The organism is Mesorhizobium sp. RSR380A (genome assembly GCF_054719385.1).
Map to the genome: position 1 here is coordinate 1909157 of NZ_JBTTIB010000001.1, position 24267 is coordinate 1933423.

Genomic DNA, 24267 nt, shown 5'->3' on the forward strand with positions numbered 1-24267 from the left:
TTTTGTCCAAAGATCATGCCCCGAAACAAAGAGAGGCAGGCGCCGATGCAGTTCGATCTCCTGATCAAGGGCGGCCGCCTGATCGATCCGGCCTCGGGCCTGGACGCGCCGCGCGATGTCGCCGTTGCGGGCGGACGCATCGTGGCCATCGAGGCGGCGATCGATGCCGAGCACGCCACCAAGATAGTCGACGCTCGTGATTGCATCGTCACGCCCGGCCTCATCGATTTGCATAGCCATGTCTATTGGGGCGGCACCTCGCTTGGCGTCGATGCCGACCGGCTGGCGGCCAAGAGCGGCACCACCACCTTCATCGACGCCGGCAGCGCCGGCGCCGGCAATATTCTGGGCTTTCGCCGCCATGTCATCGAGCGCTCGAAGGTGCGCATCCTGGCCTATGTCAACATCTCCTTTGCCGGCATATTCGGCTTCTCGCAAAGCGTCTCTGTCGGCGAATGCAGCGATCTCAGGCTCTGCGAGCCACGCGAGACGGTGGCTGCGGTGCGCGAGCACGCCGATGTCGTCGTCGGCGTAAAAGTGCGCTCCGGTAAGCATGCCGGCGGCGCCAGCGGCATCGCGCCGGTCGATCTCGCGCTGGAAGCCGCCGACCAGGCCGGCCTGCCGCTGATGGCGCATATAGACGAGCCGCCGCCCGGCCGCTCCGAAGTGCTGCCGCGGCTGCGCAAGGGTGACATCCTCACGCACTGTTTTCGCCCGTTCCCCAACGCGCCGGTCTTCGCCTCCGGCGCGGTGCGGCCGGACATGCGGCTGGCCCGCGAACGCGGCGTCATCTTCGACATCGGCCACGGCATGGGATCGTTCGACTTCGCCGTGGCGAAAGCGATGCTGGCCGAGGGCCTCGCGCCCGACGTCATCTCCAGCGACGTGCATCTCTATTGCGTCGACGGTCCGGCCTTCGACATACTGGTCTGCATGTCGAAGCTAATGGCGCTGGGCATGCCGCTGGTCGAGGTGCTGCGCGCCGCCACGCAAAGGCCAGCCGAGGCGATCGCCAGGCCGGAGCTTGGGACGCTGAAAGTTGGCGGTGTCGGCGATGTCGCGGTGCTGAGACTGCGCCCCGGGCGCTTTACCTTCGTCGATGCGGTCGGTGCGGCGCTGATCGCGGATCAGCGGCTCACATCGGACGGCATCGTCGTGGGTGGTGTCTGGTGGCCGAACGAAGCCGCCGACCACAACGAGACCGAGCGCTTCGAGGCCCACACGCACCATGCGCATGTCGAGGTCGCGGCACGGCATTTCGGGCGTAGGCACGATTAGCTGGTCTCCCCTTCATGGGAGATGGTCTGTCTTTCGGCGGCGCGTTTGAGGACCGCCTTCCCCCACTCCGTCTCGGCTTCGCCGAGCCACCTCTCCCCCCTCCGGAGGGAGAGGAAAGGCGCCAGCTGGAATCGCTTCGCGCCATTCCTCTCCCCCGTCGATCGGGGGAGAGGTGTCGAGCGAAGCTCGACGGAGTGGGGGTCGAACCTTACCCCGAATTACTCACCGCCCCAAACACCGGCGTCGCAATCCCTTCCATCCGCGCCTTGATCTGCAGCGCCACATATTTCGAGTAAAACCGCGACAGCGCCAGATTGCCGCCGTGGAACCACAGCGCGTCCTGGGCCGTCGGCTTCCACATGTTGCGCAGCTCGCCTTGCCAAGGACCGGGATCGCCCTTGACGCCGGAGCCGAGGCCCCAGCATGGCCCTACCTTGTCGGCGACCTCGCGCGAGACGATGGCCGCCACGGTCTCGTTCATCGACTGGTAGCCGGTACAGGCGACGATCGCATCGACGGCCAGCTCGCTGCGGTCGTCGAACAGGATGCCGGTCGGCGTCAATGAACTGATGCCGACGCCGCTCTTCACTTTGATCTCGCCATTGATGATCAGTTCGCAGGCGCCGACATCGATGTAGTAGCCGGAGCCGGTGCGGTAGGCCTTCATCAACAGCCCGGTCTCGTCCTCGCCGAAATCGATGGCGAAGCCGGCGGCGCGTAGCTGGTCGTAGAAGTCTGCGTCGCGTGCCTTGATCACCTCGTAAAGATCCCGCTGGCCCTTGGGTACAAGCGCGAACGGCGTGGACGCGACGATCAGGTCGGCCTTGTCGGTGCTGATGCCGCGCGCCAAAGCCTTTTCCGAGAAGATCTCGAAGCCGACTTCCATCAGAGTGTCGGATTTCACCACTGTCGTCGGCGACCGCTGGATCATGGTGACGTCTGCGCCGCTCTCCCAGAGGTCGACGCTGACATCGTGCCCCGAGCTTGCCGCGCCGATGACAGCGACACGTCTGCCGCGGAATTTCTCGCCGCTTGCATACTGGCTGGAATGCAGGAGTTCGCCCTTGAAGGTCTCGGCGCCGGGCAGCGCGATCTGGCGTGGCGGGCCATAGGCGCCGGTGGCAAAGACAATGTGCTTCGGCTTCAGCGTGATCTGCCGGCCGACGCGGTCGACCACCACAGTCCACACCTTCTCGGCCTCGTCATAGCTGGCGCTGAGGCATTTGGTGGCGACCCAGTAGTTGAGCTCCATCACCCTGGTGTACATCTCCAGCCAGTCGCCCATCTTGTCCTTGGGCGTGAACACCGGCCAGTTCTCCGGGAACGGAATGTAGGGCAGATGGTCGTACCAGACCGGATCGTGGAGCACGAGCGAGCGATAACGGTTGCGCCAGGAATCGCCGGGGCGCGCATTTTTCTCGATGATGATGGTGGGCACACCGAGTTGCCTCAGCCGCGCGCCGAGCATGATGCCGCCCTGCCCGCCGCCGATCACCAGGCAATAGGGCTGCTCGGTGGCGCCGAGATCGCGCGTCTCGCGCGCCCGCGCCTCCGCCCATGTCTCGCGTGCAGGGTCGGCCTTGTGGCGGATGCCGAGCGGCCGCGCCGGTCCCTTTTTCTCCTCGAACCCTTTGAGCTCCCGCACCGCCGTGAACAAGGTCCGGCAGCGGCCGTCCGTGAGGCGCACAATCCCTTCGCCCCGCGCGACCGACGTTTCGAACGTGAACCAGGCCTCGACGGTGCCCTCATCCGAGGTCGCCTCGCCGGACAGCGTCCAGTGTGAGGGCTTCGCTTCCGCCAGCGTCGCTTGCAGCATGTCGCGGATCGCACCGCGGCCTTCCATCGTGGTGATGTTCCAGGTGAAAGCCAGCAGATCGCGCCAGTAGCAATCCTCGACGAACAGGTTGGCGGCCGCCTCGGCGTCATCAGCTTCCAGCGCCCGTGCAAGCGCGCAAAGCCATGTCGCCGCCTGTTTCGATGGTGCCATGTCGAGCATCTGTTTTTCCCTCGTTTTGCGTTCCCATTGTTTCGAAAGACGGCGGCGCCGCAAGAGGGGTCGCGATATCATGGCCTCGGTTTCTAGCGGCCCGGAACGGAGCCATCTCCCGGAAATCTTTATAGGAATTTTATATCTTTCCTCCGCGGCCCGTCTCGAACCTTTATGGCGATCGGGTCCATATTCCACTTCGAGCAAAACGCTCCGGACGCCGTAGCCCTCGAAGCTACGGCGGGTCGTCCTCATGGAATTCATGGCTCTCCGGCAACTGGGGCCAAATACAAGTAGAAGCAAGGACCAACACAAATGGACATTGTCGTCATCGGGATCGAGGTTTTGTTCTTCGGTCTTTCCCTCGCCTACATCAAAGCTTGCGACGCTCTTTAAGCGGAAGGATCGCACCATGCTTGTCGATTACATCCTCGGTGGCGGCGTGACCTTGTTCCTGCTCGTCTACCTGACATACGCCCTCGTTCGCCCAGAACGCTTCTGAAGCAAGGCACGGAAAGCCATGACACTCAACGGATGGATACAGATCCTGGTTTATTGCGGGATCGTCGTTTTGCTGGTGAAGCCGCTCGGCGGCTACATGTACCGCGTCTTCAATGGCGATCGCACCTTTCTCTCGCCCATACTCGGGCCCGTTGAGCGCGGCCTCTACCGCATTTCGGGAACCAGCGAGCGCGAGGAGCAGCACTGGACGACCTACGCGGCAGGAATCATCTTCTTCAGCCTTGCCAGCTTCCTGGTGCTGTACTTTCTGCAACGCCTGCAGGGCGTCCTGCCTTACAATCCGGCCGGGATGGCATCGGTCGAACCCAATCTCGCCTTCAACACTGCCGTCAGCTTCGTCACCAACACCAACTGGCAGAATTACGGCGGCGAAAGCACGTTGTCCTACCTCGTGCAGATGGCCGGCCTGACCGTGCAGAACTTCATGTCGGCCGCCGTCGGCATTTCCATTGCGGTGGCGCTGATCCGCGGCTTCGCCCGCGCCTCGGCCAAATCGATCGGCAATCTCTGGGTCGATATGACCCGCTGCACGCTCTACATCCTGCTGCCGCTCAGCATCGTGCTCACCCTTGTCTATGTCTGGCTCGGCATGCCGCAGACGCTCGGGCCTTATGTCGACGCCACCACGCTGGAGGGCGCCAAGCAGACGCTCGCCCTTGGGCCGGTCGCCTCGCAGGTCGCCATCAAGATGCTCGGCACCAATGGCGGCGGCTTCTTCAACGCCAATGCCGCGCATCCTTTCGAAAACCCCGACGCCATCTCCAACATGATCCAGATGGTGACGATCTTCGCGCTGGGTGCTGCACTCACCAACCTCTTCGGCCGCATGGTCGGCAACCAGCGCCAAGGCTGGGCGATCTTGGCCACGATGGGTGTGCTGTTCATCGCCGGCGTCGTTATCTGCTACTGGGCGGAAGCCGCGGGCAATCCGCTGGTCCATGCGCTGGGCGTCGACGGCGCCAACATGGAAGGCAAGGAGAGCCGCTTCGGCATTGCCGCTTCGGCACTATTCGCCGTCATCACCACGGCTGCGAGCTGCGGTGCGGTGAACGCCATGCATGACTCGTTCACAGCACTTGGCGGCCTGATCCCGATGCTCAACATGCAGCTCGGCGAAGTCATCGTCGGCGGCGTCGGCGCCGGCTTCTACGGCATCGTCATGTTCATCGTCATCACCGTGTTCGTCGCCGGCCTGATGGTTGGCCGCACGCCCGAATATCTCGGCAAGAAGATCGAGGCCAAGGAGGTCAAGATGGCAATGCTCGCCATCCTCGCTCTGCCGTTGGTCATGCTGGTCTTCACGGCAATAGCGGTCGTACTGCCAAGCGCCGTCGCCTCGATGGCCAATGGCGGTCCGCATGGCTTCTCCGAGGTTCTTTATGCCTACACTTCGGCGGCGGCCAACAACGGCTCGGCCTTTGGCGGCCTTTCCGGCAACACGCCCTGGTACAACATCACGCTCGGCATCTCCATGTGGGTGGGTCGCTTCTTCGTCATCATTCCAGCGCTTGCCATTGCCGGCTCGCTAGCGACGAAGAAGACGGTTCCGGCTTCCGCCGGCACCTTCCCGACCGACGGCCCGCTGTTCGTCGGCCTGCTCGTCGGCGTCATCCTGATCGTCGTCGGCCTGACCTTCTTCCCGGCACTGGCGATCGGACCGATCGTCGAGCACCTGGCTGCCATCAACGGCCAGACATTCTGAGGCTTGTCATGTCCTGGTTCTACCCAAAACGCATGAAGGCCCGGCCGCGAGCCGGCCCACGAGCCGGCAATGAGGGGGAGGAAACGCCCCCTCCCTTCCCCAGCGTATCTACCTTCCTCGGCCTCGCGGCAGTCATGATCGTGATCTGGCTGCTGGCCTATGGTCCGCCGCCCCTCTTTTCGGCATCCGATCGGTCGGTGCCGGCCAACAGTTCAGATACTGGAGCCACCAAATGAGCCGGTCCAAATCCGCGAGCATCATAGATGCCCGCATCCTGTGGCCGGCCATCGGCGGCGCCTTCAGGAAACTCGACCCCCGCACGCTGGTCAGGAACCCGGTGATGTTCGTCGTCGCCATCGTCTCGCTTCTTACCACGGTCCTGTTCGTCAAGGATCTCGCCACCGGCGGCGGCGATTTCGGCTTTACGCTGCAGATCATCATCTGGCTGTGGTTCACCGTGCTGTTCGCCAACTTGGCCGAGGCCGTCGCCGAAGGCCGCGGCAAGGCGCACGCCGATTCGCTGCGCAAGGCGCGCACCGAAACCCAGGCCAAGCTGCTTGCCGGCGAAGACCGCTCCAGGTTCAAGCTGGTGCCCGGCACCAGCCTGAAGGTTGGCGACATCGTGCTGGTCGAAGCCGGCGACATTATCCCGTCCGACGGTGAAGTGATCGAAGGCGTGGCCTCGGTCAACGAGGCGGCAATCACCGGCGAGTCCGCACCCGTCATTCGCGAATCCGGCGGCGACCGTTCGGCGGTCACCGGCGGCACGCAGGTTCTGTCCGACTGGATTCGCGTGCGCATATCAGCCGCCTCCGGCCACACCTTCCTCGACCGCATGATCTCGCTGGTCGAGGGTGCCTCGCGCCAGAAGACGCCCAACGAGATCGCGCTCAACATCCTGCTCGTCGGCATGACGCTGATCTTCGTGCTGGCCACCGCCACGATCCCGAGCTTTGCCTCCTATTCCGGCGGCTATATCCCGGTGACGGTGCTGGTCGCGCTGTTCGTCACCTTGATCCCGACCACCATCGGCGCCCTGCTGTCGGCCATCGGCATTGCCGGCATGGACCGCCTGGTGCGCTTCAACGTGCTGGCCATGTCCGGCCGTGCCGTCGAAGCGGCGGGCGACGTCGATACGCTTTTGCTCGACAAGACCGGCACCATCACGCTCGGCAACCGCCAGGCCACCGAATTCCGCCCGGTCAAGGGCGTCACCGAACAGGAACTGGCCGATGCCGCGCAGCTCGCCTCGCTCGCCGACGAGACGCCTGAGGGACGCTCGATCGTCGTGCTGGCCAAGGAGAAATACGCCATCCGCGCCCGTGACATGGCAACCTTGCATGCCAGCTTCGTGCCCTTCACCGCGCAGACCCGGATGAGCGGCGTCGACATCGATGGCTCGTCGGTGCGCAAGGGCGCCGTCGATTCGGTTCTCGCCTATGTCAGCCAGTCGACATCGGCCACTCACGGCGCGCGCCCCGGCAGCGACACCGTCAAGGATCTCCAGGCGATCGCCGACGAGATCGCCAAGTCGGGCGGCACGCCGCTGGCCGTCGAGCGTGACGGCCGCCTGCTCGGCGTCGTCCACCTCAAGGACATCGTCAAGGGTGGTATCCGCGAGCGCTTTGCCGAACTGCGCAAAATGGGCATCCGCACCGTGATGATCACCGGCGACAATCCGATGACTGCGGCGGCGATCGCAGCCGAAGCCGGCGTCGACGATTTCCTCGCCCAGGCCACGCCCGAGGACAAGCTGAAGCTGATCCGCGACGAACAGGCCAAGGGCAAGCTGGTCGCCATGTGCGGTGACGGCACCAACGACGCGCCGGCCTTGGCGCAGGCCGATGTCGGCGTCGCCATGAACACCGGCACGGTTGCCGCCCGCGAGGCCGGCAACATGATCGACCTCGATAGTGACCCGACCAAGCTGATCGAGATCGTCGAGATCGGCAAGGCGCTGCTGATGACGCGCGGCTCGCTGACGACCTTCTCGATCGCCAACGACGTCGCCAAATACTTCGCCATCATCCCGGCCATGTTTGCCGTCTTCTACGTTGCGCCGGGACATACAATCGGCCCCCTGCAAGCGCTCAACATCATGCATCTGGCGACGCCGCAGAGCGCCATCCTGTCGGCCATCATCTTCAACGCGCTGATCATCATCGCTCTGATCCCGCTGTCGCTTAAAGGCGTCAAATACCGCGCCATCGGCGCCGGCGCGCTGCTCAGCCGCAACCTGCTGGTCTACGGCCTCGGCGGCATCATCGTTCCCTTCGCCGGCATCAAGGCGATCGACATGATCGTCACCGGCCTCGGCCTCGCTTAAGGAAATACGTCCATGCTCACTCAGATAAGACCCGCTGTTATCATGATCGTCTTTTTCACCGTTTTGACCGGCCTGATCTATCCCCTGGGCATGACCGGCATCGCCCAGGCGCTGTTTCCGCACCAGGCCAATGGCAGCTTGATCGAGAAAAACGGCACGGTCATCGGCTCCGAACTGATCGGCCAGGGCTTTGCCGACGACAAGTATTTCCATGGCCGCCCCTCGGCTGCCGGCGACGGATACAACGCCGCAGCGTCCAGCGGCTCCAATCTCGGTCCAACCAACCCCAAGCTGATCGACCGCATCAAGGGCGATGTTGCAAAGCTGAAGGCGGAGAACCCGAACCAGCCGGTGCCGATGGATCTGGTGACGACGTCCGGCAGCGGCCTCGACCCCGCTATCAGCCCGGACGCCGCCTATTTCCAGGTCGCTCGGGTGGCCAAGGCCAGGGGCTTCGACGAAGCCAAGGTCAAGGCGCTTGTCGACAGCCATGTCGAAGGCCGCGAACTCGGCTTCCTCGGCGAGCCGGTCGTCAATGTGCTGGCGCTCAACCTGGCACTGGACGATACCAAGCAGTGAGAGACAATCTCTGAAGCCAGGGCCGGGGATCGACACGATCCTCGGCGCCGTTCATGATCGAGCCTGATGCCGGACGCCAGAAGCAACGATACCAGACCCTCTCCGGACGCGCTGCTCGAGCATGCGGAACGGGAAGAGCGCGGCCGCCTGCGGATATTTCTGGGTGCTGCACCCGGTGTCGGCAAGACCTACGAAATGCTGATGGCCGGCCGCGCCATGCTTGCCGACGGCATCGACGTGGTCATCGGCATCGTCGAAACCCACGGCCGCAAGGAAACCCTGGCGCTGGTCGAAGGCTACGAGGTCATCCCGCGCCAGAAGGTCGACTACAAGGACCGCGTGCTGAATGAGATGGACATCGATGCCATTCTCGCCCGCCGCCCCGCGCTGGTGCTCGTCGATGAGCTCGCCCACACCAACGCACCCGGCAGCCGCCACCCCAAGCGCTATCTCGACGTCCAGGAAATCCTTGCGCGCGGCATCGACGTCTACACCACGCTCAATATCCAGCATGTCGAGAGCCTGAATGACGTCGTGGCGCAGATCACCCGCGTCAGGGTGCGCGAAACGGTCCCGGACTCCATCATCGACCAGGCCGACGACATCGAGATCATCGACCTCACGCCCGACGACCTGATCAAGCGGCTGAAAGAGGGAAAGGTCTATTTCCCCAACACTGCCCAGCGCGCAGTCGAAAACTATTTCTCGCCGGGCAATCTGACCGCGCTTCGGGAATTGGCGCTGCGCCGCACCGCCCAGCGCGTCGACGAGCAGTTGCTCAACCACATGCAGTCGCACGCCATTCCCGGCCCCTGGGCGGCGGGCGAAAGGGTGCTCGTCTGCGTCGATGCGCGTCCGGGCGGAGCGTCTCGTGTCCGCTATGCGCGCCGGCTGGCCGACCGGCTGCGCGCACCGTGGACGGCGCTGCATGTCGACACGCCGCGTTCGGCCGCCATGTCGGAGGAAGACAAGGACCAGCTGGCCACGCTCTTGCGCCTGGCCGAGCAGCTCGGCGCCGAGGTGACGACCATTCCGGGCCAGAACGTCGCCCAGGACATCGTCCGCCACGCCACGGCCAACAACTTCACCCATATCGTCGTCGGCAGGCCGACCCGCTCGCGCTGGCGCGAACTGATCGAGGGTTCGCTTACCTACGATCTGATCCGCAATGCCGGCGATATCAGCGTCCATGTCATTTCAGGAACGGAGCGCGACAACGAGGCCACGTCGAGGGTCAAGGCGGCGGCCGAGCAGACGCCATTTCAACTCTGGCCTTATCTTTTCTCGACCGTCTATGTCGCCGGCGCGCTTGCCGTCAGCGCCGTCCTCGATCAGTTCCTCGACGTTCGCAACCTTGCCAGCGTGCTTCTGCTGGCGGTGCTGACATCGGCAGTGACCTTTGGCCTGTGGCCGGCGCTGTACGCCTGTTTCCTCAGCGCCATTGCCTTCAACTTCTTCTTTCTCGAGCCGCGCTACACGATGACGATCCGCGATCCGGAGAGCATCGTTGCCTTCGCCGTCTTCCTCGTCGTTGCCGTCATCGCCAGCAATCTGACGGCGCGTGTGCAGCGTCAGGCAGCCGCCGCCCGTTCACGCGCCCGGGCCACCGAGGACATCTACCTCTTTTCAAAGAAGCTCGCCGGCGCCGGCACGCTCGACGACGTTTTGTGGGCCACAGCCTTCCAGATCGCCTCGATGCTGAAGCTGCGCGTGGTGCTGCTTTTGCCGGAAGAAGGCACGATCACCGTCAAGGCCGGTTATCCCCCCGATGACACGCTGGCCGAGGCCGACATAGCGGCTGCACGCTGGGCTTGGGAACACAACCGGGCTGCCGGCCGTGGCGCCGATACCCTGCCCGGGGCAAAACGCCTCTACCTCCCCTTGCGCACCGCACGCGCGGCCGTCGGCGTCGTCGGCCTCGACAATGACAAGCAAGGCCCGCTGCTGACGCCCGAGCAACAGCGCCTGCTCGACGCGCTGGCCGATCAGGCGGCGGTTGCCATCGAGCGCATCCAGTTGGTCGCCGATGTCGATCGCGCCAGGCTGGCGGCCGAGGCCGACCGCTTGCGCTCGGCACTGCTGACGTCGATCTCGCATGATCTGAAGACGCCGCTGGCGGCCATCATGGGCGCGGCCGGCACGCTCAGGGAATTTGCGCCGGCACTGCCCGAGAACGATCGGGCCGAGCTGCTGACCACCGTGCTCGACGAGTCCGAACGGCTGAACCGCTTCATCGCCAATCTGCTCGACATGACCAAGATTGAATCCGGCGCCATGGAGCCGAATTTTGCTCTCCACTATGTCGGCGATGTCGTCGGCTCGGCCTTGCAACGGGCGCGCAAGATCACTGCCGGGCACAAGACCGAGGTTGATGTTCCGGCCGACCTGCCGATGCTGAAGCTTGATCCCGTGCTGTTCGAACAGATGCTGTTCAATCTGCTCGACAATGCCGCGAAATACGCGCCACAGGGATCGACAATCCGGCTGCAGGGCTGGGCCGACAATGGCTCCGTCGCGCTGCAGATCATGGATGAGGGACCGGGCATTCCGCCCGCCGACCTGGAGCGCGTCTTCGACAGCTTTTACCGGGTGCGCAAGCGCGATCAGGTCCAGGCCGGCACCGGGCTCGGCCTGTCGATCTGCCGGGGCTTCATCGAGGCGATGGGCGGCACGATCATGGCGGCGAACCGCAGCGATCGCCAAGGCGCGGTCTTCACCATCCGCATGCCGAAGCCGGCACGATCGCCCGGCCTGGACGAACGGAACGCGGACGGGCAAAACTCTGGTGATCCGGCATGACAAATTCCAACGTCAGCATACTGGTCGTCGACGACGAGCCGCCGATCCGCAAACTGCTGCGCGTCGGCCTCGGCAGCCAGGGTTATGCGGTCAGCGAAGCGCCCAACGCCAACGCTGCGATCGAACTCGTCGATGCACAAAAGCCGGATCTGATCCTGCTCGACCTCGGCCTGCCCGGCATGGGTGGCCTCGATCTCCTGCGCAAATGGCGCGACGACGGCCTCGACGTGCCCGTGGTCATCCTGTCCAGCCGCACCGATGAAGCCGGCATCGTCGCGGCGCTCGAACTCGGCGCTGACGACTACATCACCAAGCCGTTCGGCATGAACGAGCTGGTCGCCCGCATCCGCGTCGCGCTGCGCCACAAATTCCAGCAGCATGGCGAAAAGCCGGTGTTCCACACCGGCGATCTCAGCGTCGACCTGGTCAAGCGCATCGTCAAGGTCGAAGGCAAGGAGATAAAGCTCTCCCCCAAGGAATACGACATATTGCGTATTATGGTGCAGCATGCCGGCAAGGTGCTGACCCACCATTTCCTTCTGAAGCAGGTGTGGGGCGATTCGACCGACGTGCAGTATCTCAGGGTCTATGTCCGCCAGCTCCGGCAGAAGATCGAAAAGTCGCCCGACCAGCCGCGCTACATCACCACCGAAACCGGGGTGGGGTACCGGCTACGCGAGGTTGAGTGACCGCGCGCTCGCTGCTCAGTCGACCGACAATTCCGCCGTCCGTGCCAGTGCGCCGCCGAAGCCGTTGAGCGGGATGGTGAAACTCACCGCTTGACCGGTGTCGGCCGCGAAGGCGTCGATCTTCAGCGTGGTGGCTGCCTTGAGCAGCGGCGTCACGCTGGCATCGAACGCCACCGGCACCAGGCAGCCGACGGCCTGGCAGGTGTTGAACGGCAAGCTGCCTTCCAGCTTCTGGTCGTCGATGGTCAGGCTGACTCCTTTGGCGAGCGCCAGGCCGAACGGCAGCGCCAGCGTTCCGGCGGCATCCTCGCCGCTCTTGCTCGACAGCTCGATCGCCAGCAGGCGCTGGTTGGACTGCTTGTTGAACTGCTGATGCGACAGGCTGCAAACCTTGGCCGTGCCGGTTACCTGGCAATTGACCGTCCAGTCGCCATGTGTCTCGGACAGCGCCGAGGCGCCGCCAGGCAATGTCGGGCCGGCAGCAGGGGCGGGCGCTGCGGCGGCAGGCGCCGCCTTGTCGGTCTTGGTTTGCGCCGCGACTGCCACCGGGCCAAGAATACAGATGCTGCCCAGTAGCGCCGCGAAATATACTTGCCTGCTTTTCATCAATATGCTCCCGATTGTGCCTCGAGTCAGCCGCGATTGAGGCCGAGATCCGCGCCCGATAGAGCGGTCAATCGATCTTTTCTGTCAAGTGCGGTCGGGCCGCTTCCTCAGGGATTTCGCCAACCCGTGGCAGATCGGCCCATGGCAGACCGGCCCATGGCAGATCGAGACGAACGCCCTATATAGAGAGGAGGTTATATCTGTACGGGAATGAACTGATGTCGACGCTTCGCCTATCGACAGTTCTCATGTCGGCAATGCTGGCGGCGGCAACGCTCGCCGGCATCATGCAATCTGCTGCGGCTCAGTCCGTCAATCCCAGCGCCAACCGGCTGATCCAGCAGAACCAGCTGCAGCAATTGCGCAACAGCCTGCAGCGGCAGCAGTTCCAGCAACAGCAGCAGCAATATCGCGAGCAGGACCGTCGGATCGTGCCGCAGCCGCGCCCCGAAGTGCCCGTCGTCCGGCAAGCTTGTCCGATTCAGATCGTCAACAACCAGATTGTGCGTGTTTGCCGTTGATATCGGTCGCTTGCGATTTACTTAGTCGACTTATTTACTAAAAATGCCTCATTGCCTCGCGGGCATATCAGGGGTTTGCAGGCGGCGTGCGGCGGTGCGCCCGCCGACCGGATTTTCAGCACATGGCGACGACCAAGAAAAAGGCGGTACGCAAGGCAAGGCGAGGCGAACGCATTCGCCAGGTCGCCGCCATTCCCTTTCGCCTGGACGTTTCAGGCAATTTCGAAGTGATGCTGGTGACGTCGCGAGCGACGAAGCGGTTCATCGTGCCCAAGGGCTGGCCGATGAAAGGAAAGAGCGGGCGCAAGGCCGCCACCATCGAGGCGCGCGAAGAAGCCGGCGTGCTCGGCAAGACCCGCAAGGCGCCGGCCGGCAGCTATTCCTACTGGAAACGGCTGGAGCACAATTTCGTGCGCGTCGACGTCGTCGTCTATCTGTTGGAGGTGTCCGAGGAACTGGCCAACTGGCAGGAGGCCAAGAGCCGCCAGCGGGCATGGCTCAAGCCGCAGGACGCGGCGTTGCTCATCGATGAGCCGGATCTCTCGACGCTGATGGCCAACCTGGCGCCGCCTCAGCCGGCAGTGCCGGACCCGGCCTGACCAACCTCACTTGCCCTCGTCCCCTTCAGCGGGACCCTCATCCCCCTCAGCGGGAAATGGCCGCAGCGGCGTGCCCGTATAGGCCCACAGCCATTCGCGCGGCAGCGGCCCTTTGTTGCGCTCGCTTTGCTGCGACTGTTCCCATGCATGCGCCAGGATGCCCACCGAGCGCGAGAGCACGAACAGGCCGCGCGTCAACGGCGGCGGAAAGCCGAGCTCGCCATAGATGACGGCGGTGGCGCCGTCGATGTTGAGCGGTATTTTCTTGCCCTTGCGCCGTGCCACCTCTGCTTCGACGGCCTCGGCGATGTCGGCGAAGCGTCCGCTGACGACGCCGCGCGCGGCAAAATCGCGCGTCACTTCGATCAGGCGCGGCGCGCGCGGATCGACCGGGTGGAAGCGATGGCCAAATCCCGGCACATAGCCTTTCTCCTCGGCGAAGAAACGGTCGAGCCGTGCGGCTACGGCTTGGTCCAGCGCAACACCCTGGTCAAGTGCCACGGCAATGTCGCCATAGAAGGACAGCGCCTGTTCGCCGGCGCCGCCATGCACGTCACCCAGCACGTTGACGGCGGACGCCATGGCGCTGTTGATGCCGACGCCGCAGGTGATGGCCATGCGGGCAATGGCGATCGACGGCGCCTGCGGCCCGTGGTCGACGGCCGCCCCCAGCGCAATGCCGAGCAGCGCCGCCTGCTCCTCGCTCGGCAATTCGCCGCGCAGCATCAGCCAGATCGTGGCCGGAAAGCTGACGCGGCCGATCAGCTCCTGGATTTCATAGCCGCGCAGCCGGATGATGCCGGGGCTCATCTCGATGATGCCGGTCTGCCACCATTCCTCGCCGCGTTCGCGGCCGGTTTTTCTCTCGCTCACGCGCTTCTCCTGGCGCGCGGCGGCAGGGTGGAAAAAACCTCGTCCATATGCTCACCCAGCACCGGTGGCGGCAGGACCGGCAAGGGTGCCGCGCCATCGACCATGAAGCCGCCGCGCACCACGGTCAGCGGCTGCGCCATGCCGGGCAGACCCTGGAAACGCGTGGTCATGTCGCGCTCGACCACCTGGCGCTCGCCAAGCACCTGCGGGATCGTCAGCACCCGGCCCGCCGGAACGCCGGCGCGGTTGAACTTTTCTTCCCAGGCAGCCGCCGAGGCGCTCGCAAGCGCTGTCTCGATCAGCCCTTTCAAGGAGGCGCGGTTCTGCTTGCGCGTCTCGCGCTCGGCAAAGCGCGGATCGTCGGCCAGTTCCGGCTGGCCGATCAGCCCGCAAAGCATGACGAACTGCTCCTGCTTGTTGGCGGCGATGTTGAGCAGGCCGTCGCCGGTGCGAAACGCGCCGGAGGGCGCAGCCGTCATGTTCTCATTGCCCATCGGCTGCGGCTCGACGCCGGCGGTCAGATAGTTGGACACCGGCCAGCCCAGCGCCGACAGCGTGCATTCGAGCATCGAGACATCGAGAAACGCGCCCTCGCCCGAGGTCTTCTGCTTGACCAGCGCCGCGGCGATTGCGAAGGCCCCGACCAGCCCGCCCAGCGTGTCGGCGACGGGATAGCCGACCCGCAAGGGTGCTGTCTCCGGCGTGCCGGTGATGCTCATGATACCGGACAGCCCCTGGATGATCTGGTCGTAGGCCGGATTGTCGCGCATCGGCCCGCTCTGGCCGAAACCGGATATGGCGCAATAGACGAGACCGGGGCGGACCGCTTTCAGCACCTCATAGCCGAGACCCAGCCGCCCCATCACGCCCGGTCGAAAATTCTCGACCAGCGCGTCGGCCGAGGCGACGAGATCGAGGAAGCGTTCGCGGTCGGCTTCGCTTTTGAGATCCAGCACCACCGATCGCTTGCCGGCATTCTGCGCCAGGAACGACGCGCCCATGCCGGCTTTGTTGAGCGCCGGCGAGGCGCCGAGCTGGCGCGCCAGATCGCCGCCTTGCGGCGTCTCGACCTTGATGACATCGGCGCCGAGCAGCGCCAGCTGATAGGCACAATAAGGGCCCGCCAGCACATTGGTCAGATCGAGGATGCGGATGCCGGCAAGCAGATCGGTCATGATGCTCCAGGTTGCTCAGGCATCGCCCGGCACATGCTCCGGTCCGCGACGGCGCCGGTGCTCGATGAAGGCCCAGATATGCGGCCCGGCTAGGCCGATGAAGGCGAGGATCAGCAGCACCAGCGACAGCTTGTGGGTGTAGAACACCGACCAGTCGCCGTTCGAGATCGTCATCGCCCGGCGGAACTGCGTTTCGGCGAGCGGCCCCAGGATCATGCCGATGATGACCGGCGCTGTCGGGAAATCGAAGCGCCGCATCAGGAAGCCGGCGGCCCCCAGGAGATAGAGGATGACGAGGTCGATCGGCGATTGCGAGATGCCGTAGGTGCCGACGGTGGCGAACACCAGGATGCCGGCATAGAGCTGCGGCGCCGGGATTTTCAACAGCCGTACCCACAGCCCGATCAGCGGCAGGTTGAGGACGACCAGGATGACGTTGGCGATGAACAGGCTGGCGATCAGGCCCCAGACCAGATCGGCCTGCGTCGTCAACAGCAGCGGTCCCGGATTGATGCCGTAGCTCTGGAAGGCCGACAGCATGATTGCGGCGGTCGCCGAGGTCGGCAGGCCAAGGGTGAGCATCGGCACCAGCACGCCGGCGGCAGACGCATTGTTGGCGGCTTCCGGTCCGGCAACGCCCTCGATGGCGCCGACCGTGCCGAACTCCTCCTTGTGCTTCGACAGCTTCTTTTCGATGGCATAGGACAGGAAGGTCGGGATCTCGGCGCCGCCGGCAGGCATGGCGCCGATCGGGAAGCCGATAAAAGCGCCGCGCAGCCATGGCTTCCACGATCGTCCCCATTCGGCCGCTGTCATGTAGAGCGATCCCTTGAGCGGCACGATCTCGTCCTTGCCGGCATAGCGGCGCGAGGCCATGTAGAGCGTCTCGCCGACGGCAAACAGGCCGACCGCGGCAATGATGACATCGACGCCATCGAGCAGTTCGTTCATGCCGAAGGTGAAGCGCGGCTGTCCCGTCTGCAGGTCGACGCCGATCATGCCGATGACGAAGCCGATGAACAGGCTGGTGAGGCCGCGCACGGAGGACGAGCCGAGCACCGCCGAAACCGTGATGAAGGCGAGCACCATCAGCGAGAAATATTCGGCCGGACCAAAGGCCAGCGCGAACTTCACCACCACCGGCGCCAGGAAGGCGACGCCCATCGTGCCGATGGTGCCGGCGACGAAGGAGCCGATCGCCGAGGTCGCCAGTGCCGCGCCGCCGCGACCCGAGCGGGCCATCCTGTTGCCTTCCAGCGCGGTGACGATGGTGGCGCTTTCGCCCGGCGTGTTGAGCAGGATCGAGGTCGTCGAGCCGCCATACATGGCGCCGTAATAGATGCCGGCAAACAGGATGAAGGACGCCTCCGGCGCCACCTGGTAGGTGATCGGCAGCAGCAGCGCGATGGTCAGCGCCGGCCCGAGGCCGGGCAGCACGCCGATGGCCGTGCCGAGCGTGGTGCCGACCAGGCACCACAGCAGGTTCATCGGCGAGAAAGCGACGGAAAATCCGTGGGCGAGATGGCCGAGCGTCTCCATGGCGTCAGCCCCTCGCAGTGGCGATGATCGCGTCGATCACCGTGTTCAGCTGGTTTTCGATGAAGCCGGCGCCAATGTTGACGCCGAGCGCCCTGGCAAAGCCGAAATAGGCGGCAAGCGCCAGGATCAGGCCGGTCAGCGCATCGCGCAGCGTGTGCTTGCTGCCGAAGCCATAACAGACGAGCACGAACATGATGACCGAGGCGGCGGTGAAGCCGAGCGGCTGGATCAGCACCAGATTGGCGACCAGGCCGGCAACGACGATGCCCATGGCCTTCCAGTCGGTCGGCGTTTCCTTTTCCTCCTGCGGCTGCCAGCCGCCGCGCAGCGCGGCGACGATGAGCAGCAGCGAAAGCACGATCATGCCGGTCATGGTGATGTAGGGAAAGACGGTCGGCCCGACCTTGGAATAGAGCGGCGAAACCGGGATCGCCAGGGTCTGCCACGCCACGGCCGCAGCACAGGCGAGAAGCCCGATGCCGATCAACAATTCGGGCATGGCAAGGCGCGGGGGCGCCGGCTGCTGGTCGCTGGTGCTCATCGATGTCCTCCCGAGATGGCCGGCATCCTCCCGCCGGCCGCATCCGCAGTTTCACTCCCAGCGCATGATATGTCCATGCCGCAGGCGAATGTCGGAAGGGGCGGCCGTGGCCGCCCCTGAAGACATCAGGCGAGGCCGAGATCCTTGAGGATCGCGGTGATGCGGGCGGTGTCGTCGACGAGGAATTTCGCATAGTCGTCGCCGGTGAGCAGGATGGGCGTCCAGTTGCGGTTCTTGCATTCGGCTGCCCAGGCATCGCTCTTGGCCATGGTCTCGATCATCGTGACCATCGCCGCCTTGTCGGCGTCGGAGACGCCTGGCGGTGCGAAGACGCCGCGCCAGTTGAACAGTTCGACGTCAATGCCGGCTTCCTTCATCGTCGGTGCGTCGATGCCGTCCTGGCGCTTGTCGGCGGAGATCGCCAACAGCCGAAGCGCGCCCGCCTTGACCTGCTCGGAGAACTCGCCGAAGCCGGAAATGCCGGCCGCCACCTGGTTGCCGAGCAGCGCCGACAGCGCCTCGCCGCCGCCGGCGAAAGGCACATAGGAGAGGTTGGTTGCCGGAACGCCGACCGTCTTGGCGATCAGCCCGAACAGGATGTGGTCGGAGCCGCCGGCCGAGCCGCCGGCCACGGGAACCTTGGTCGGATCCGCTTTGAGCGCCGCAACGAAATCGCCGGCCGTCTTGAACGGCGAATCCGCCGGCACTACCAGCGCCTCGAACTCGCCGGTGAGGCGAGCGATGGGCGTGACTTCGGAGAGGTTGTTGGCCGATTTGTTGGCGATGATGGCGCCGACCATGACCATGCCGGCCACCATCAGCGAATTGCCCTTGCCCTTCCATTGGCTGATGAACTGCGGCAGGCCGACCGTGCCGCCGGCGCCGCCGACATTGGTGATCTGCGAGCCGGAGATCAGTTTTTCACTGCGCAGCACCTGGTCCATGGTGCGCCCCGTCTGGTCCCAGCCACCGCCGGGCGCGGCCGGCACGAAGATCTGGATCTGCGGTGCATCCTGAGCGAAAGCGGGCGTCAAATGCGTTGCGACGAAACCGGCAGCGCCTGCGGCCGCGGTACTCATCAAAAATCTGCGTCTGTTCAGCATGGGATTCCTCCAAATCACGACACCTCCTCCGGTGCCTGCCAGAAACGTAGCCTGAAAACAGACCCGCTCGGCAAAAATTCATGCCGATTTCGGGACGTTCTGTCAACAGGAACGCTGTTCTACTAGACAGAACCATGGATGTGCGGCACAGTCGCTTCGGTCGGCCTTTGTCCGAGCAGGTAAACTGGGATGAAACTGTTCATGAGATGACCGAAGCGCGATCCCAGCCCTTACAGGTAGATGGCGTCGCCGCACTCGACCGTGCGATCGCCATTCTCGATGCGTTCGCGACCGCCGACCGCTCGCTCAGCCTGGCCGAGATCGCGGCGCGCACCGGGCTCTACAAAAGCACCATTTTGAGGCTGGCGAACTCGTTGCTGCGCGGGCAGTTGCTGGAGCGGCTCGACGACGGCCGCTACCGCATCGGACCTGCCACCTTCAGGCTTGGCGCGCTTTACCAGCGGTCGGTCGTGGCGGTCGACATCCTGCTGCCGATCATGCGCGATCTTGCCGAACGCAGTTGGGAAAGCGTCGCCTTCTATGTCCGCTCCGGCGACGCCCGCACCTGTCTCTACCGCGTCGAGTCCAAGCACCCGATCCGCTACACGATCCGGGAAGGCGACCTGCTGCCGTTGCTCGCCGGCTCTGGCGGCCGCGTGCTGGCAGCGTTTTCGGGCCAGCCGGGCGAACCATACGAGACCATCCGCAAGGCCTGCCACTATCTGTCGATCGGCGACCGCGACCCCGAGACGGCGGGCGTCTCGGTGCCGGTGTTCGGACCGGGCCGCGTTCTGCTCGGCGCCTTGACGCTGGCCGGCCCGTCGACACGCGTCGATACGGCGTTCCTGCGCCGCATGACACCGGACCTGCTGGAGGCCGCCGCTCGCGCCACCCGCGCCTTCGGCGAGGATGCCTCGATGCTGGAGCAGGCAAGGCGCCTAGCCGGCGCTGAAACCGTGACCGGTCTCAGTTCGCCTTGACCAGCACCACACGGCGGTTCTTGGCGCGGCCGGTTTCGCTGTCATTGCTGGCGACGGGCGCCATCATGCCGGCGCCGGCGGCGGTCAGCCGGCCGCCATCGATGCCGTATTTCGAGACCAGCGCCGCCTTCACCGACTGCGCCCGCCGCGACGACAGATCGATATTGTAGTCGAACGCGCCCTGGTTGTCGGTATGACCGACGACGATCACCGCCATGCCGGGCTCGTTGGTCAGAAGCGTCGAGATCTCCTTCAAGGTCGGTTCCGATTCCGGCTTGATGTCGGCCTTGTCGGTGTCGAAGAAGATGCCGTAGAGCGAGATGGAGCCGGTGGCCGACAGCGAATCCGCCATCTTGGCCGCTTCGACCACCACCATCTTCTTGTCGCGCGCCTTGGGCTCCAGCACCTGAACGACGGCAATGGTGCGGCCGTTGAGTTCCTTGCAGTAGAGGTCGTCGATCAGCGAATAGGCCTGAACCGTGACATAGGCGTCGCCGCCGTCCTGCGGCAGCTTGGCGGCGAAGAAGCGCTGGTCGTTGATACCGGTGGTTACCGCACAGGCGCCATTGGAAAAGGCCGCGTCCTTGACGTCGCTTTCATGGAAGAAATACATCATCAGGCTCATGTCGCCGCCGCCACCGCTCGACGACCGGTCGGCGGCGCCGCCGCACTCTTCCTTCTTGCATTCGAACAGGACTTCGCCGCCGGCGGCCGCGATCACATCCTGGTAGTTGCGCAGCACTTCGAGCGGGGAGCGCTCGGCCGGCAGCACATAGGCGATGCGGGTCAGCGCGCCTTCGACCTCAGCCTTCTTGTCCGGCGCGAACACACGGTTGTTCATCGTGTCACGGGCATCCGGATCGGCGCTCGGCTTCAGCGGCGACAGCGGCACTGTAAAATCGGTATAGGCGAATTTTTCGTAGGAGACGATGAACGACCCCTCGTAGCGCTTGGCCAGATGATTGTCGGCACCGCCCTCGATGTCGGCGGTCGGCACCGTCGCATCGGCGCCCGCCAGTTGCACGGCCGCCAGGAGCAGCAGCCCCGCCCAGAAAAGCTTCAGAAATATCGCATTGATCGCACGCATGGTCGGCTCCCCCAAAGAGCAATTCCAGGAAAAGTGTGAGCGGTTTTCCCACAGGAATTGCGTAGCTAGATTAGAATAGCCAACCCTGGCAGAACGTGGAAATTGCGTCGATGAAGCGCTTCACACCCGCCGTTCGAGCAGGATCGTCGGCCCATCGTGATAAGTGGTTTCCAGGACCTTGGTGTAGCCGCACTTTGCCGCGACGTTCAACGAGCCGGTGTTTTCCGGATCGATGATGCAGACGGTTCTCGCGCCGGCAAAGGTTTCGTCGCCCCAGGCCAGGGCCCTTCTGACGACTTCGCTGGCAAGACCCTTGCCATGCGCTTGCGGCGCCAGCGCCCAGCCGGCTTCCGGAATGCCCTCGAGCGACGGCTCGATGTCGCGCTTCAGATCATGGAATCCGGCCTCGCCGATGAAGCGACCGCTGGCCTTGTCCTCGACCGCCCAGAAGCCGTAGCCGAGCAGCGACCACAGGCCGGCATGCCGCAGGAACCGCATCCAGCTTTCCTCCCGCGTCCGCGGCTTGCCGCCGATGAAACGGGTGGTGACGGGGTCGGCCCACATGACGGCATAGTCGTCGAAATCTTCGATCCGGTGCGCCCGCATGATGGTCCGTTCCGTTTCGAGAACCGGGACGCCGGCTGTTTTTGGACTGCCCATGAAACTCTGCCTCCGTTGACGGTCAGCGCTTAGCAAACCAGCGCGCCCGGACAAGGGCCAAGCCGGATCATCATTCAGCCAGGGAAGCTTCCGAACGGCCTGGCGCGACCAGGCGGTCGAAGCGAACAGCGTCGGCTTACTTTCAGCCGTGCCAGACCATCTTCATGTAGAGCCCACCGCGCCGCAATTCGTCCAGCATCTGGTCGAGCCGCTTCTGCCTGGTGTCGCTGCGTTTGGCGCGGGCGACCCAGCCGAGATAATCGTTCTTCTGGTAGTCCGGCCGCGCCTCGTAGGCCGCTGTCAGTCCTTTTTCGGTCAGGGCGATGCGGATGTCGTCCGGCATCGGGTTCAGGGCGCGCTTCAGTCCGGTCATTTCAGAAAACCCCAGCTGTCAGGATGGCGACGCCGATGGTCCAACCCAGGTCCGCCTCTGGGAATTCTGCCGAACGATGCTACCTTTCGCAACCGGTCCGGCAAGGGCCGGTCTCGTTACCGCCAATGGGAGGAGAACGCCATGGACACCACCGATCTCGTGCTTGCCATTTTCCATCATCTGCTGGTGTTGTCGCTGGCCGGCATCATCGGCGCCGAATTTGTCCTGATCCGCGGCGACCTCTCCGCCGCCACGCTCAAGCGGCTTGCCGGCATCGACCGCCATTATGGCATCATCGCCATGCTGATCATCATCATCGGCATCTGCCGCGTCATCTACGGCCTGAAGGGCTGGGAGTTCTATGTCTACAACTGGGTGTTCTGGACCAAGATGGCGGCATTCGGCATCGTTGGCCTGCTGTCGATCATCCCGACCATCCGCTTCATCTCCTGGAACCGGCAAGCCAGTGCAAATCCCGGCTTTCAGGTGCCGGTGGCGGAACTCGCCTCGGTGAAGACCTATGTGCGCGCCGAAGCCTTCATCTTCCTGCTGATCCCGATCTTCGCGGCGGCGATGGCGCGCGGCTACGGTTATTGAAGCAACGCCAAACCCATCTTCTCCGGGCATACTCCCCACTGATCGCCATGGTTGCGCACGACTGTATTTTGCAGTTTGCGTCAGGCGACAATCTGTTAGCTTGCCTTTGTTGCACCCTCGCTGCCTGACCTGCACAGCGATCGGAGATTGATATCCTGGGAGGAGAATTACGATGAGGAAAATTGTAGCCGCCCTGGCCGCCGCCGCGGCCGTCACGCTTTATTCGTTCACCGCCAGCGCACAGACCTATCCCGAGCGCACCATCACCGTCGTCGTGCCGTTTGCGGCCGGCGGTCCGACCGACACGGTCACGCGGCTCGTCGCCGAAGCCATGTCGAAGGATCTCGGCCAGCAGATCATCGTCGAAAATGTCGGCGGCGCCGGCGGCACGCTGGGTGCCGGCCGCGTCGCCAACGCCGACCCGGATGGCTACACGCTGCTCCTACATCACATCGGCATGGCGACCAGCGCGACCCTCTACAGAAAACTCGCCTACGACACGCTGAACGCCTTCGAGTATATCGGCCTCGTCACCGAGGTGCCGATGGCGATCGTCGCCCGCAAGGATCTGGAGCCGGCCGACCTGAAAGGGCTGGTCGAATACGCCAAGACCAACAAGGACACCATCACTGTAGCCAATGCCGGCATCGGCGCTGCCTCGCATCTGTGCGGCATGCTGTTCATGAGCGCCATCGGCACGCCGCTGGTCACCGTACCCTACAAGGGCACCGGCCCGGCCATGACCGACCTTCTCGGCGGCCAGGTCGACATTATGTGCGACCAGACCACCAACACCACCAAGCAGATCCAGGGCGGCACGATCAAGGCCTATGCCGTCACCACGCCGGAACGCCTCGACGTGCTGAAGGACGTGCCGACGACCATCGAAGCCGGCCTGCCCGCGGTGCAGGTCAGCATCTGGCACGCCCTCTATGCGCCGAAGGGCACGCCGGCCGAGATCACCGGCCGACTGTCGAAATCGCTCCAGGTCGCGCTGAAGGACCCCAACGTCATCGCCCGCTTCGCCGAACTCGGCACCAAGCCGTCGTCCGAGGCCGACGCGACGCCGGCAGCGCTGAAGGCCAAGCTGGAAGGCGAGATCATGCGCTGGAAGCCGATCATCGAAGCGGCCGGCCAATACGCCGACTGAGGCTTGAACGGGGCGCTGCCAGCGCCCCGTTTTCGCTTCGACGTCCGTTTTCACATTTGCAACGGCAAGCCCGTTGCAAGGGTCAGGGGAGGACCGCCATGAAACCTTTCGCCATCGACAGGACAAACGGCCTGTGCGCCGCGCTGTTCATCTTTTTCGGCGCCTTTTTCGCGATACAATCGCTCGGCCTCGAAATCGGCACCGCCTTCCGCATGGGACCGGGCTATTTCCCGCTGGTGCTGGCGATCGTGCTGATCGTGCTCGGCGCCATCATCCTCGTCCAGGCGGTGCGCGTCGAGGGCGAGCCGATCGGCCCCATTGCGTGGCGCGGCATGCTGTTCATCCTGCCGGCGCCGATCTTCTTCGGCCTGACGGTGCGCGGCCTCGGCTTCGTCCCGTCGATCTTCCTGGCGGCGCTGATCGCCTCTTTTGCCAGCGCCCGCATGAAGCCGCTGACGGCACTTCTGCTGTCGGCCGGCCTGACGCTGTTTTCGGTGCTGGTCTTCAGCTACGCGCTCGGGCTGCCATTCCAGCGCTTCGGCCCCTGGTTGCCCCAATGGTTGGCATTGTGAGGCGGCTGA

At 64.4% G+C, this 24267-nt stretch carries 23 protein-coding genes; 13 read left to right on the plus strand and 10 right to left on the minus strand.

What is annotated here, in order from left to right:
- The first annotated feature begins 45 nt into the window (after positions 1-45).
- Positions 46-1278 (plus strand): amidohydrolase/deacetylase family metallohydrolase, encoded by a 1233-nt coding sequence (locus tag ACYG9Z_RS09205; RefSeq protein ID WP_023751395.1) that lies wholly within the window; start codon positions 46-48, stop codon positions 1276-1278.
- 208 nt (positions 1279-1486) lie between these two features.
- Here the strand turns inward: ACYG9Z_RS09205 and ACYG9Z_RS09210 are convergent, their stop codons facing one another.
- Complete coding sequence (locus ACYG9Z_RS09210; protein ID WP_023751396.1) at positions 1487-3274, minus strand: flavin-containing monooxygenase; 1788 nt, start codon at positions 3272-3274, stop codon at positions 1487-1489.
- A gap of 403 nt (positions 3275-3677) precedes the next feature.
- On the opposite strand from ACYG9Z_RS09210, the gene ACYG9Z_RS09215 reads away from it, so the two are divergent.
- The 6 genes from ACYG9Z_RS09215 to ACYG9Z_RS09240 all read left to right on the plus strand — a co-directional run bounded on the left by ACYG9Z_RS09215 (position 3678) and on the right by ACYG9Z_RS09240 (position 11882).
- Positions 3678-3767, plus strand: a complete 90-nt coding sequence (locus ACYG9Z_RS09215) for a K(+)-transporting ATPase subunit F (RefSeq protein ID WP_023669708.1) — start codon at positions 3678-3680, stop codon at positions 3765-3767.
- An 18-nt stretch (positions 3768-3785) separates the two neighbouring features.
- On the plus strand, positions 3786-5489 hold the full coding sequence (kdpA, locus tag ACYG9Z_RS09220; RefSeq protein ID WP_023751397.1) for a potassium-transporting ATPase subunit KdpA: 1704 nt from the start codon (positions 3786-3788) through the stop codon (positions 5487-5489).
- Positions 5490-5721: 232 nt separating this feature from the next.
- A complete protein-coding gene (kdpB, locus tag ACYG9Z_RS09225; RefSeq protein WP_460222892.1) occupies positions 5722-7815 on the plus strand; it encodes a potassium-transporting ATPase subunit KdpB in 2094 nt (697 codons plus the stop codon).
- A 12-nt stretch (positions 7816-7827) separates the two neighbouring features.
- Positions 7828-8394, plus strand: a complete 567-nt coding sequence (gene kdpC / locus ACYG9Z_RS09230; RefSeq protein WP_023744101.1) for a potassium-transporting ATPase subunit KdpC — start codon at positions 7828-7830, stop codon at positions 8392-8394.
- Positions 8395-8460: 66 nt separating this feature from the next.
- Complete coding sequence (locus ACYG9Z_RS09235; protein ID WP_460222893.1) at positions 8461-11193, plus strand: DUF4118 domain-containing protein; 2733 nt, start codon at positions 8461-8463, stop codon at positions 11191-11193.
- Positions 11190-11882, plus strand: a complete 693-nt coding sequence (locus tag ACYG9Z_RS09240) for a response regulator transcription factor (RefSeq protein ID WP_023683092.1) — start codon at positions 11190-11192, stop codon at positions 11880-11882. Before ACYG9Z_RS09235 ends, ACYG9Z_RS09240 begins: the two co-directional genes overlap by 4 nt.
- Before the next feature lie 15 nt (positions 11883-11897).
- Here ACYG9Z_RS09240 and ACYG9Z_RS09245 read toward each other — a convergent pair whose 3' ends face one another.
- On the minus strand, positions 11898-12488 hold the full coding sequence (locus ACYG9Z_RS09245; protein ID WP_031243995.1) for an invasion associated locus B family protein: 591 nt from the start codon (positions 12486-12488) through the stop codon (positions 11898-11900).
- A gap of 218 nt (positions 12489-12706) precedes the next feature.
- Here ACYG9Z_RS09245 and ACYG9Z_RS09250 point away from each other — a divergent pair, with 218 nt between their 5' ends.
- Together ACYG9Z_RS09250 and ACYG9Z_RS09255 are read left to right on the plus strand one after the other, a co-directional pair.
- Positions 12707-13009, plus strand: a complete 303-nt coding sequence (locus tag ACYG9Z_RS09250; protein WP_023683090.1) for a hypothetical protein — start codon at positions 12707-12709, stop codon at positions 13007-13009.
- 122 nt (positions 13010-13131) lie between these two features.
- Entirely contained in the window at positions 13132-13608 is a 477-nt protein-coding gene (locus ACYG9Z_RS09255) for an NUDIX hydrolase (RefSeq protein ID WP_023669717.1), read from the plus strand.
- Between the two features lie 6 nt (positions 13609-13614).
- Here ACYG9Z_RS09255 and ACYG9Z_RS09260 read toward each other — a convergent pair whose 3' ends face one another.
- The 5 genes from ACYG9Z_RS09260 to ACYG9Z_RS09280 all read right to left on the minus strand — a co-directional run bounded on the left by ACYG9Z_RS09260 (position 13615) and on the right by ACYG9Z_RS09280 (position 18839).
- Positions 13615-14481, minus strand: a complete 867-nt coding sequence (locus ACYG9Z_RS09260; RefSeq protein ID WP_031197621.1) for a citryl-CoA lyase — start codon at positions 14479-14481, stop codon at positions 13615-13617.
- Entirely contained in the window at positions 14478-15656 is a 1179-nt protein-coding gene (locus ACYG9Z_RS09265) for a CaiB/BaiF CoA transferase family protein (RefSeq protein WP_031243996.1), read from the minus strand. The genes ACYG9Z_RS09260 and ACYG9Z_RS09265 overlap by 4 nt, the downstream gene beginning before the upstream one ends.
- 15 nt (positions 15657-15671) lie before the next feature.
- Complete coding sequence (locus ACYG9Z_RS09270) at positions 15672-17195, minus strand: tripartite tricarboxylate transporter permease (protein WP_023686551.1); 1524 nt, start codon at positions 17193-17195, stop codon at positions 15672-15674.
- A gap of 4 nt (positions 17196-17199) precedes the next feature.
- Positions 17200-17736, minus strand: a complete 537-nt coding sequence (locus ACYG9Z_RS09275; protein WP_023683087.1) for a tripartite tricarboxylate transporter TctB family protein — start codon at positions 17734-17736, stop codon at positions 17200-17202.
- Between the two features lie 125 nt (positions 17737-17861).
- Positions 17862-18839, minus strand: a complete 978-nt coding sequence (locus ACYG9Z_RS09280) for a Bug family tripartite tricarboxylate transporter substrate binding protein (RefSeq protein ID WP_023751398.1) — start codon at positions 18837-18839, stop codon at positions 17862-17864.
- Between the two features lie 206 nt (positions 18840-19045).
- On the opposite strand from ACYG9Z_RS09280, the gene ACYG9Z_RS09285 reads away from it, so the two are divergent.
- Complete coding sequence (locus ACYG9Z_RS09285) at positions 19046-19819, plus strand: IclR family transcriptional regulator (RefSeq protein WP_023751399.1); 774 nt, start codon at positions 19046-19048, stop codon at positions 19817-19819.
- On the opposite strand, the gene ACYG9Z_RS09290 is transcribed toward ACYG9Z_RS09285, so the two are convergent.
- From ACYG9Z_RS09290 to ACYG9Z_RS09300, 3 genes are all read right to left on the minus strand, one after another.
- Positions 19806-20906, minus strand: a complete 1101-nt coding sequence (locus ACYG9Z_RS09290) for an OmpA family protein (RefSeq protein WP_023751400.1) — start codon at positions 20904-20906, stop codon at positions 19806-19808. The two genes, ACYG9Z_RS09285 and ACYG9Z_RS09290, sit on opposite strands and share 14 nt — an antisense overlap.
- Positions 20907-21026: 120 nt before the next feature.
- A complete protein-coding gene (locus ACYG9Z_RS09295; protein ID WP_023700089.1) occupies positions 21027-21566 on the minus strand; it encodes a GNAT family N-acetyltransferase in 540 nt (179 codons plus the stop codon).
- Positions 21567-21708: 142 nt separating this feature from the next.
- The gene (locus tag ACYG9Z_RS09300; protein ID WP_023683083.1) at positions 21709-21939 is read right to left on the minus strand and encodes a YdeI/OmpD-associated family protein; all 231 of its coding nucleotides are present in this window, start codon (positions 21937-21939) and stop codon (positions 21709-21711) included.
- 141 nt (positions 21940-22080) lie between these two features.
- Here ACYG9Z_RS09300 and ACYG9Z_RS09305 point away from each other — a divergent pair, with 141 nt between their 5' ends.
- From ACYG9Z_RS09305 to ACYG9Z_RS09315, 3 genes are all read left to right on the plus strand, one after another.
- Entirely contained in the window at positions 22081-22536 is a 456-nt protein-coding gene (locus ACYG9Z_RS09305) for a DUF2214 family protein (RefSeq protein ID WP_023751401.1), read from the plus strand.
- Between the two features lie 172 nt (positions 22537-22708).
- Entirely contained in the window at positions 22709-23686 is a 978-nt protein-coding gene (locus ACYG9Z_RS09310) for a tripartite tricarboxylate transporter substrate-binding protein (RefSeq protein ID WP_023751402.1), read from the plus strand.
- A gap of 98 nt (positions 23687-23784) precedes the next feature.
- On the plus strand, positions 23785-24258 hold the full coding sequence (locus tag ACYG9Z_RS09315; RefSeq protein ID WP_023751403.1) for a tripartite tricarboxylate transporter TctB family protein: 474 nt from the start codon (positions 23785-23787) through the stop codon (positions 24256-24258).
- The last annotated feature ends 9 nt before the right edge of the window (positions 24259-24267 follow it).

Excerpts from the sequence above, each read along its gene's own strand:
- ACYG9Z_RS09205 (WP_023751395.1), top strand. The coding sequence starts at position 46 with ATGCAGTTCGATCTCCTGATCAAGGGCGGCCGCCTGATCGATCCGGCC.
- ACYG9Z_RS09210 (WP_023751396.1), bottom strand. The coding sequence starts at position 3,274 with ATGCTCGACATGGCACCATCGAAACAGGCGGCGACATGGCTTTGCGCG.
- ACYG9Z_RS09215 (WP_023669708.1), top strand. The coding sequence starts at position 3,678 with ATGCTTGTCGATTACATCCTCGGTGGCGGCGTGACCTTGTTCCTGCTC.
- kdpA (WP_023751397.1), top strand. The coding sequence starts at position 3,786 with ATGACACTCAACGGATGGATACAGATCCTGGTTTATTGCGGGATCGTC.
- kdpB (WP_460222892.1), top strand. The coding sequence starts at position 5,722 with ATGAGCCGGTCCAAATCCGCGAGCATCATAGATGCCCGCATCCTGTGG.
- kdpC (WP_023744101.1), top strand. The coding sequence starts at position 7,828 with ATGCTCACTCAGATAAGACCCGCTGTTATCATGATCGTCTTTTTCACC.
- ACYG9Z_RS09235 (WP_460222893.1), top strand. The coding sequence starts at position 8,461 with ATGCCGGACGCCAGAAGCAACGATACCAGACCCTCTCCGGACGCGCTG.
- ACYG9Z_RS09240 (WP_023683092.1), top strand. The coding sequence starts at position 11,190 with ATGACAAATTCCAACGTCAGCATACTGGTCGTCGACGACGAGCCGCCG.
- ACYG9Z_RS09245 (WP_031243995.1), bottom strand. The coding sequence starts at position 12,488 with ATGAAAAGCAGGCAAGTATATTTCGCGGCGCTACTGGGCAGCATCTGT.
- ACYG9Z_RS09250 (WP_023683090.1), top strand. The coding sequence starts at position 12,707 with ATGTCGACGCTTCGCCTATCGACAGTTCTCATGTCGGCAATGCTGGCG.
- ACYG9Z_RS09255 (WP_023669717.1), top strand. The coding sequence starts at position 13,132 with ATGGCGACGACCAAGAAAAAGGCGGTACGCAAGGCAAGGCGAGGCGAA.
- ACYG9Z_RS09265 (WP_031243996.1), bottom strand. The coding sequence starts at position 15,656 with ATGACCGATCTGCTTGCCGGCATCCGCATCCTCGATCTGACCAATGTG.
- ACYG9Z_RS09270 (WP_023686551.1), bottom strand. The coding sequence starts at position 17,195 with ATGGAGACGCTCGGCCATCTCGCCCACGGATTTTCCGTCGCTTTCTCG.
- ACYG9Z_RS09275 (WP_023683087.1), bottom strand. The coding sequence starts at position 17,736 with ATGAGCACCAGCGACCAGCAGCCGGCGCCCCCGCGCCTTGCCATGCCC.
- ACYG9Z_RS09280 (WP_023751398.1), bottom strand. The coding sequence starts at position 18,839 with ATGCTGAACAGACGCAGATTTTTGATGAGTACCGCGGCCGCAGGCGCT.
- ACYG9Z_RS09285 (WP_023751399.1), top strand. The coding sequence starts at position 19,046 with ATGACCGAAGCGCGATCCCAGCCCTTACAGGTAGATGGCGTCGCCGCA.
- ACYG9Z_RS09290 (WP_023751400.1), bottom strand. The coding sequence starts at position 20,906 with ATGCGTGCGATCAATGCGATATTTCTGAAGCTTTTCTGGGCGGGGCTG.
- ACYG9Z_RS09295 (WP_023700089.1), bottom strand. The coding sequence starts at position 21,566 with ATGGGCAGTCCAAAAACAGCCGGCGTCCCGGTTCTCGAAACGGAACGG.
- ACYG9Z_RS09300 (WP_023683083.1), bottom strand. The coding sequence starts at position 21,939 with ATGACCGGACTGAAGCGCGCCCTGAACCCGATGCCGGACGACATCCGC.
- ACYG9Z_RS09305 (WP_023751401.1), top strand. The coding sequence starts at position 22,081 with ATGGACACCACCGATCTCGTGCTTGCCATTTTCCATCATCTGCTGGTG.
- ACYG9Z_RS09310 (WP_023751402.1), top strand. The coding sequence starts at position 22,709 with ATGAGGAAAATTGTAGCCGCCCTGGCCGCCGCCGCGGCCGTCACGCTT.
- ACYG9Z_RS09315 (WP_023751403.1), top strand. The coding sequence starts at position 23,785 with ATGAAACCTTTCGCCATCGACAGGACAAACGGCCTGTGCGCCGCGCTG.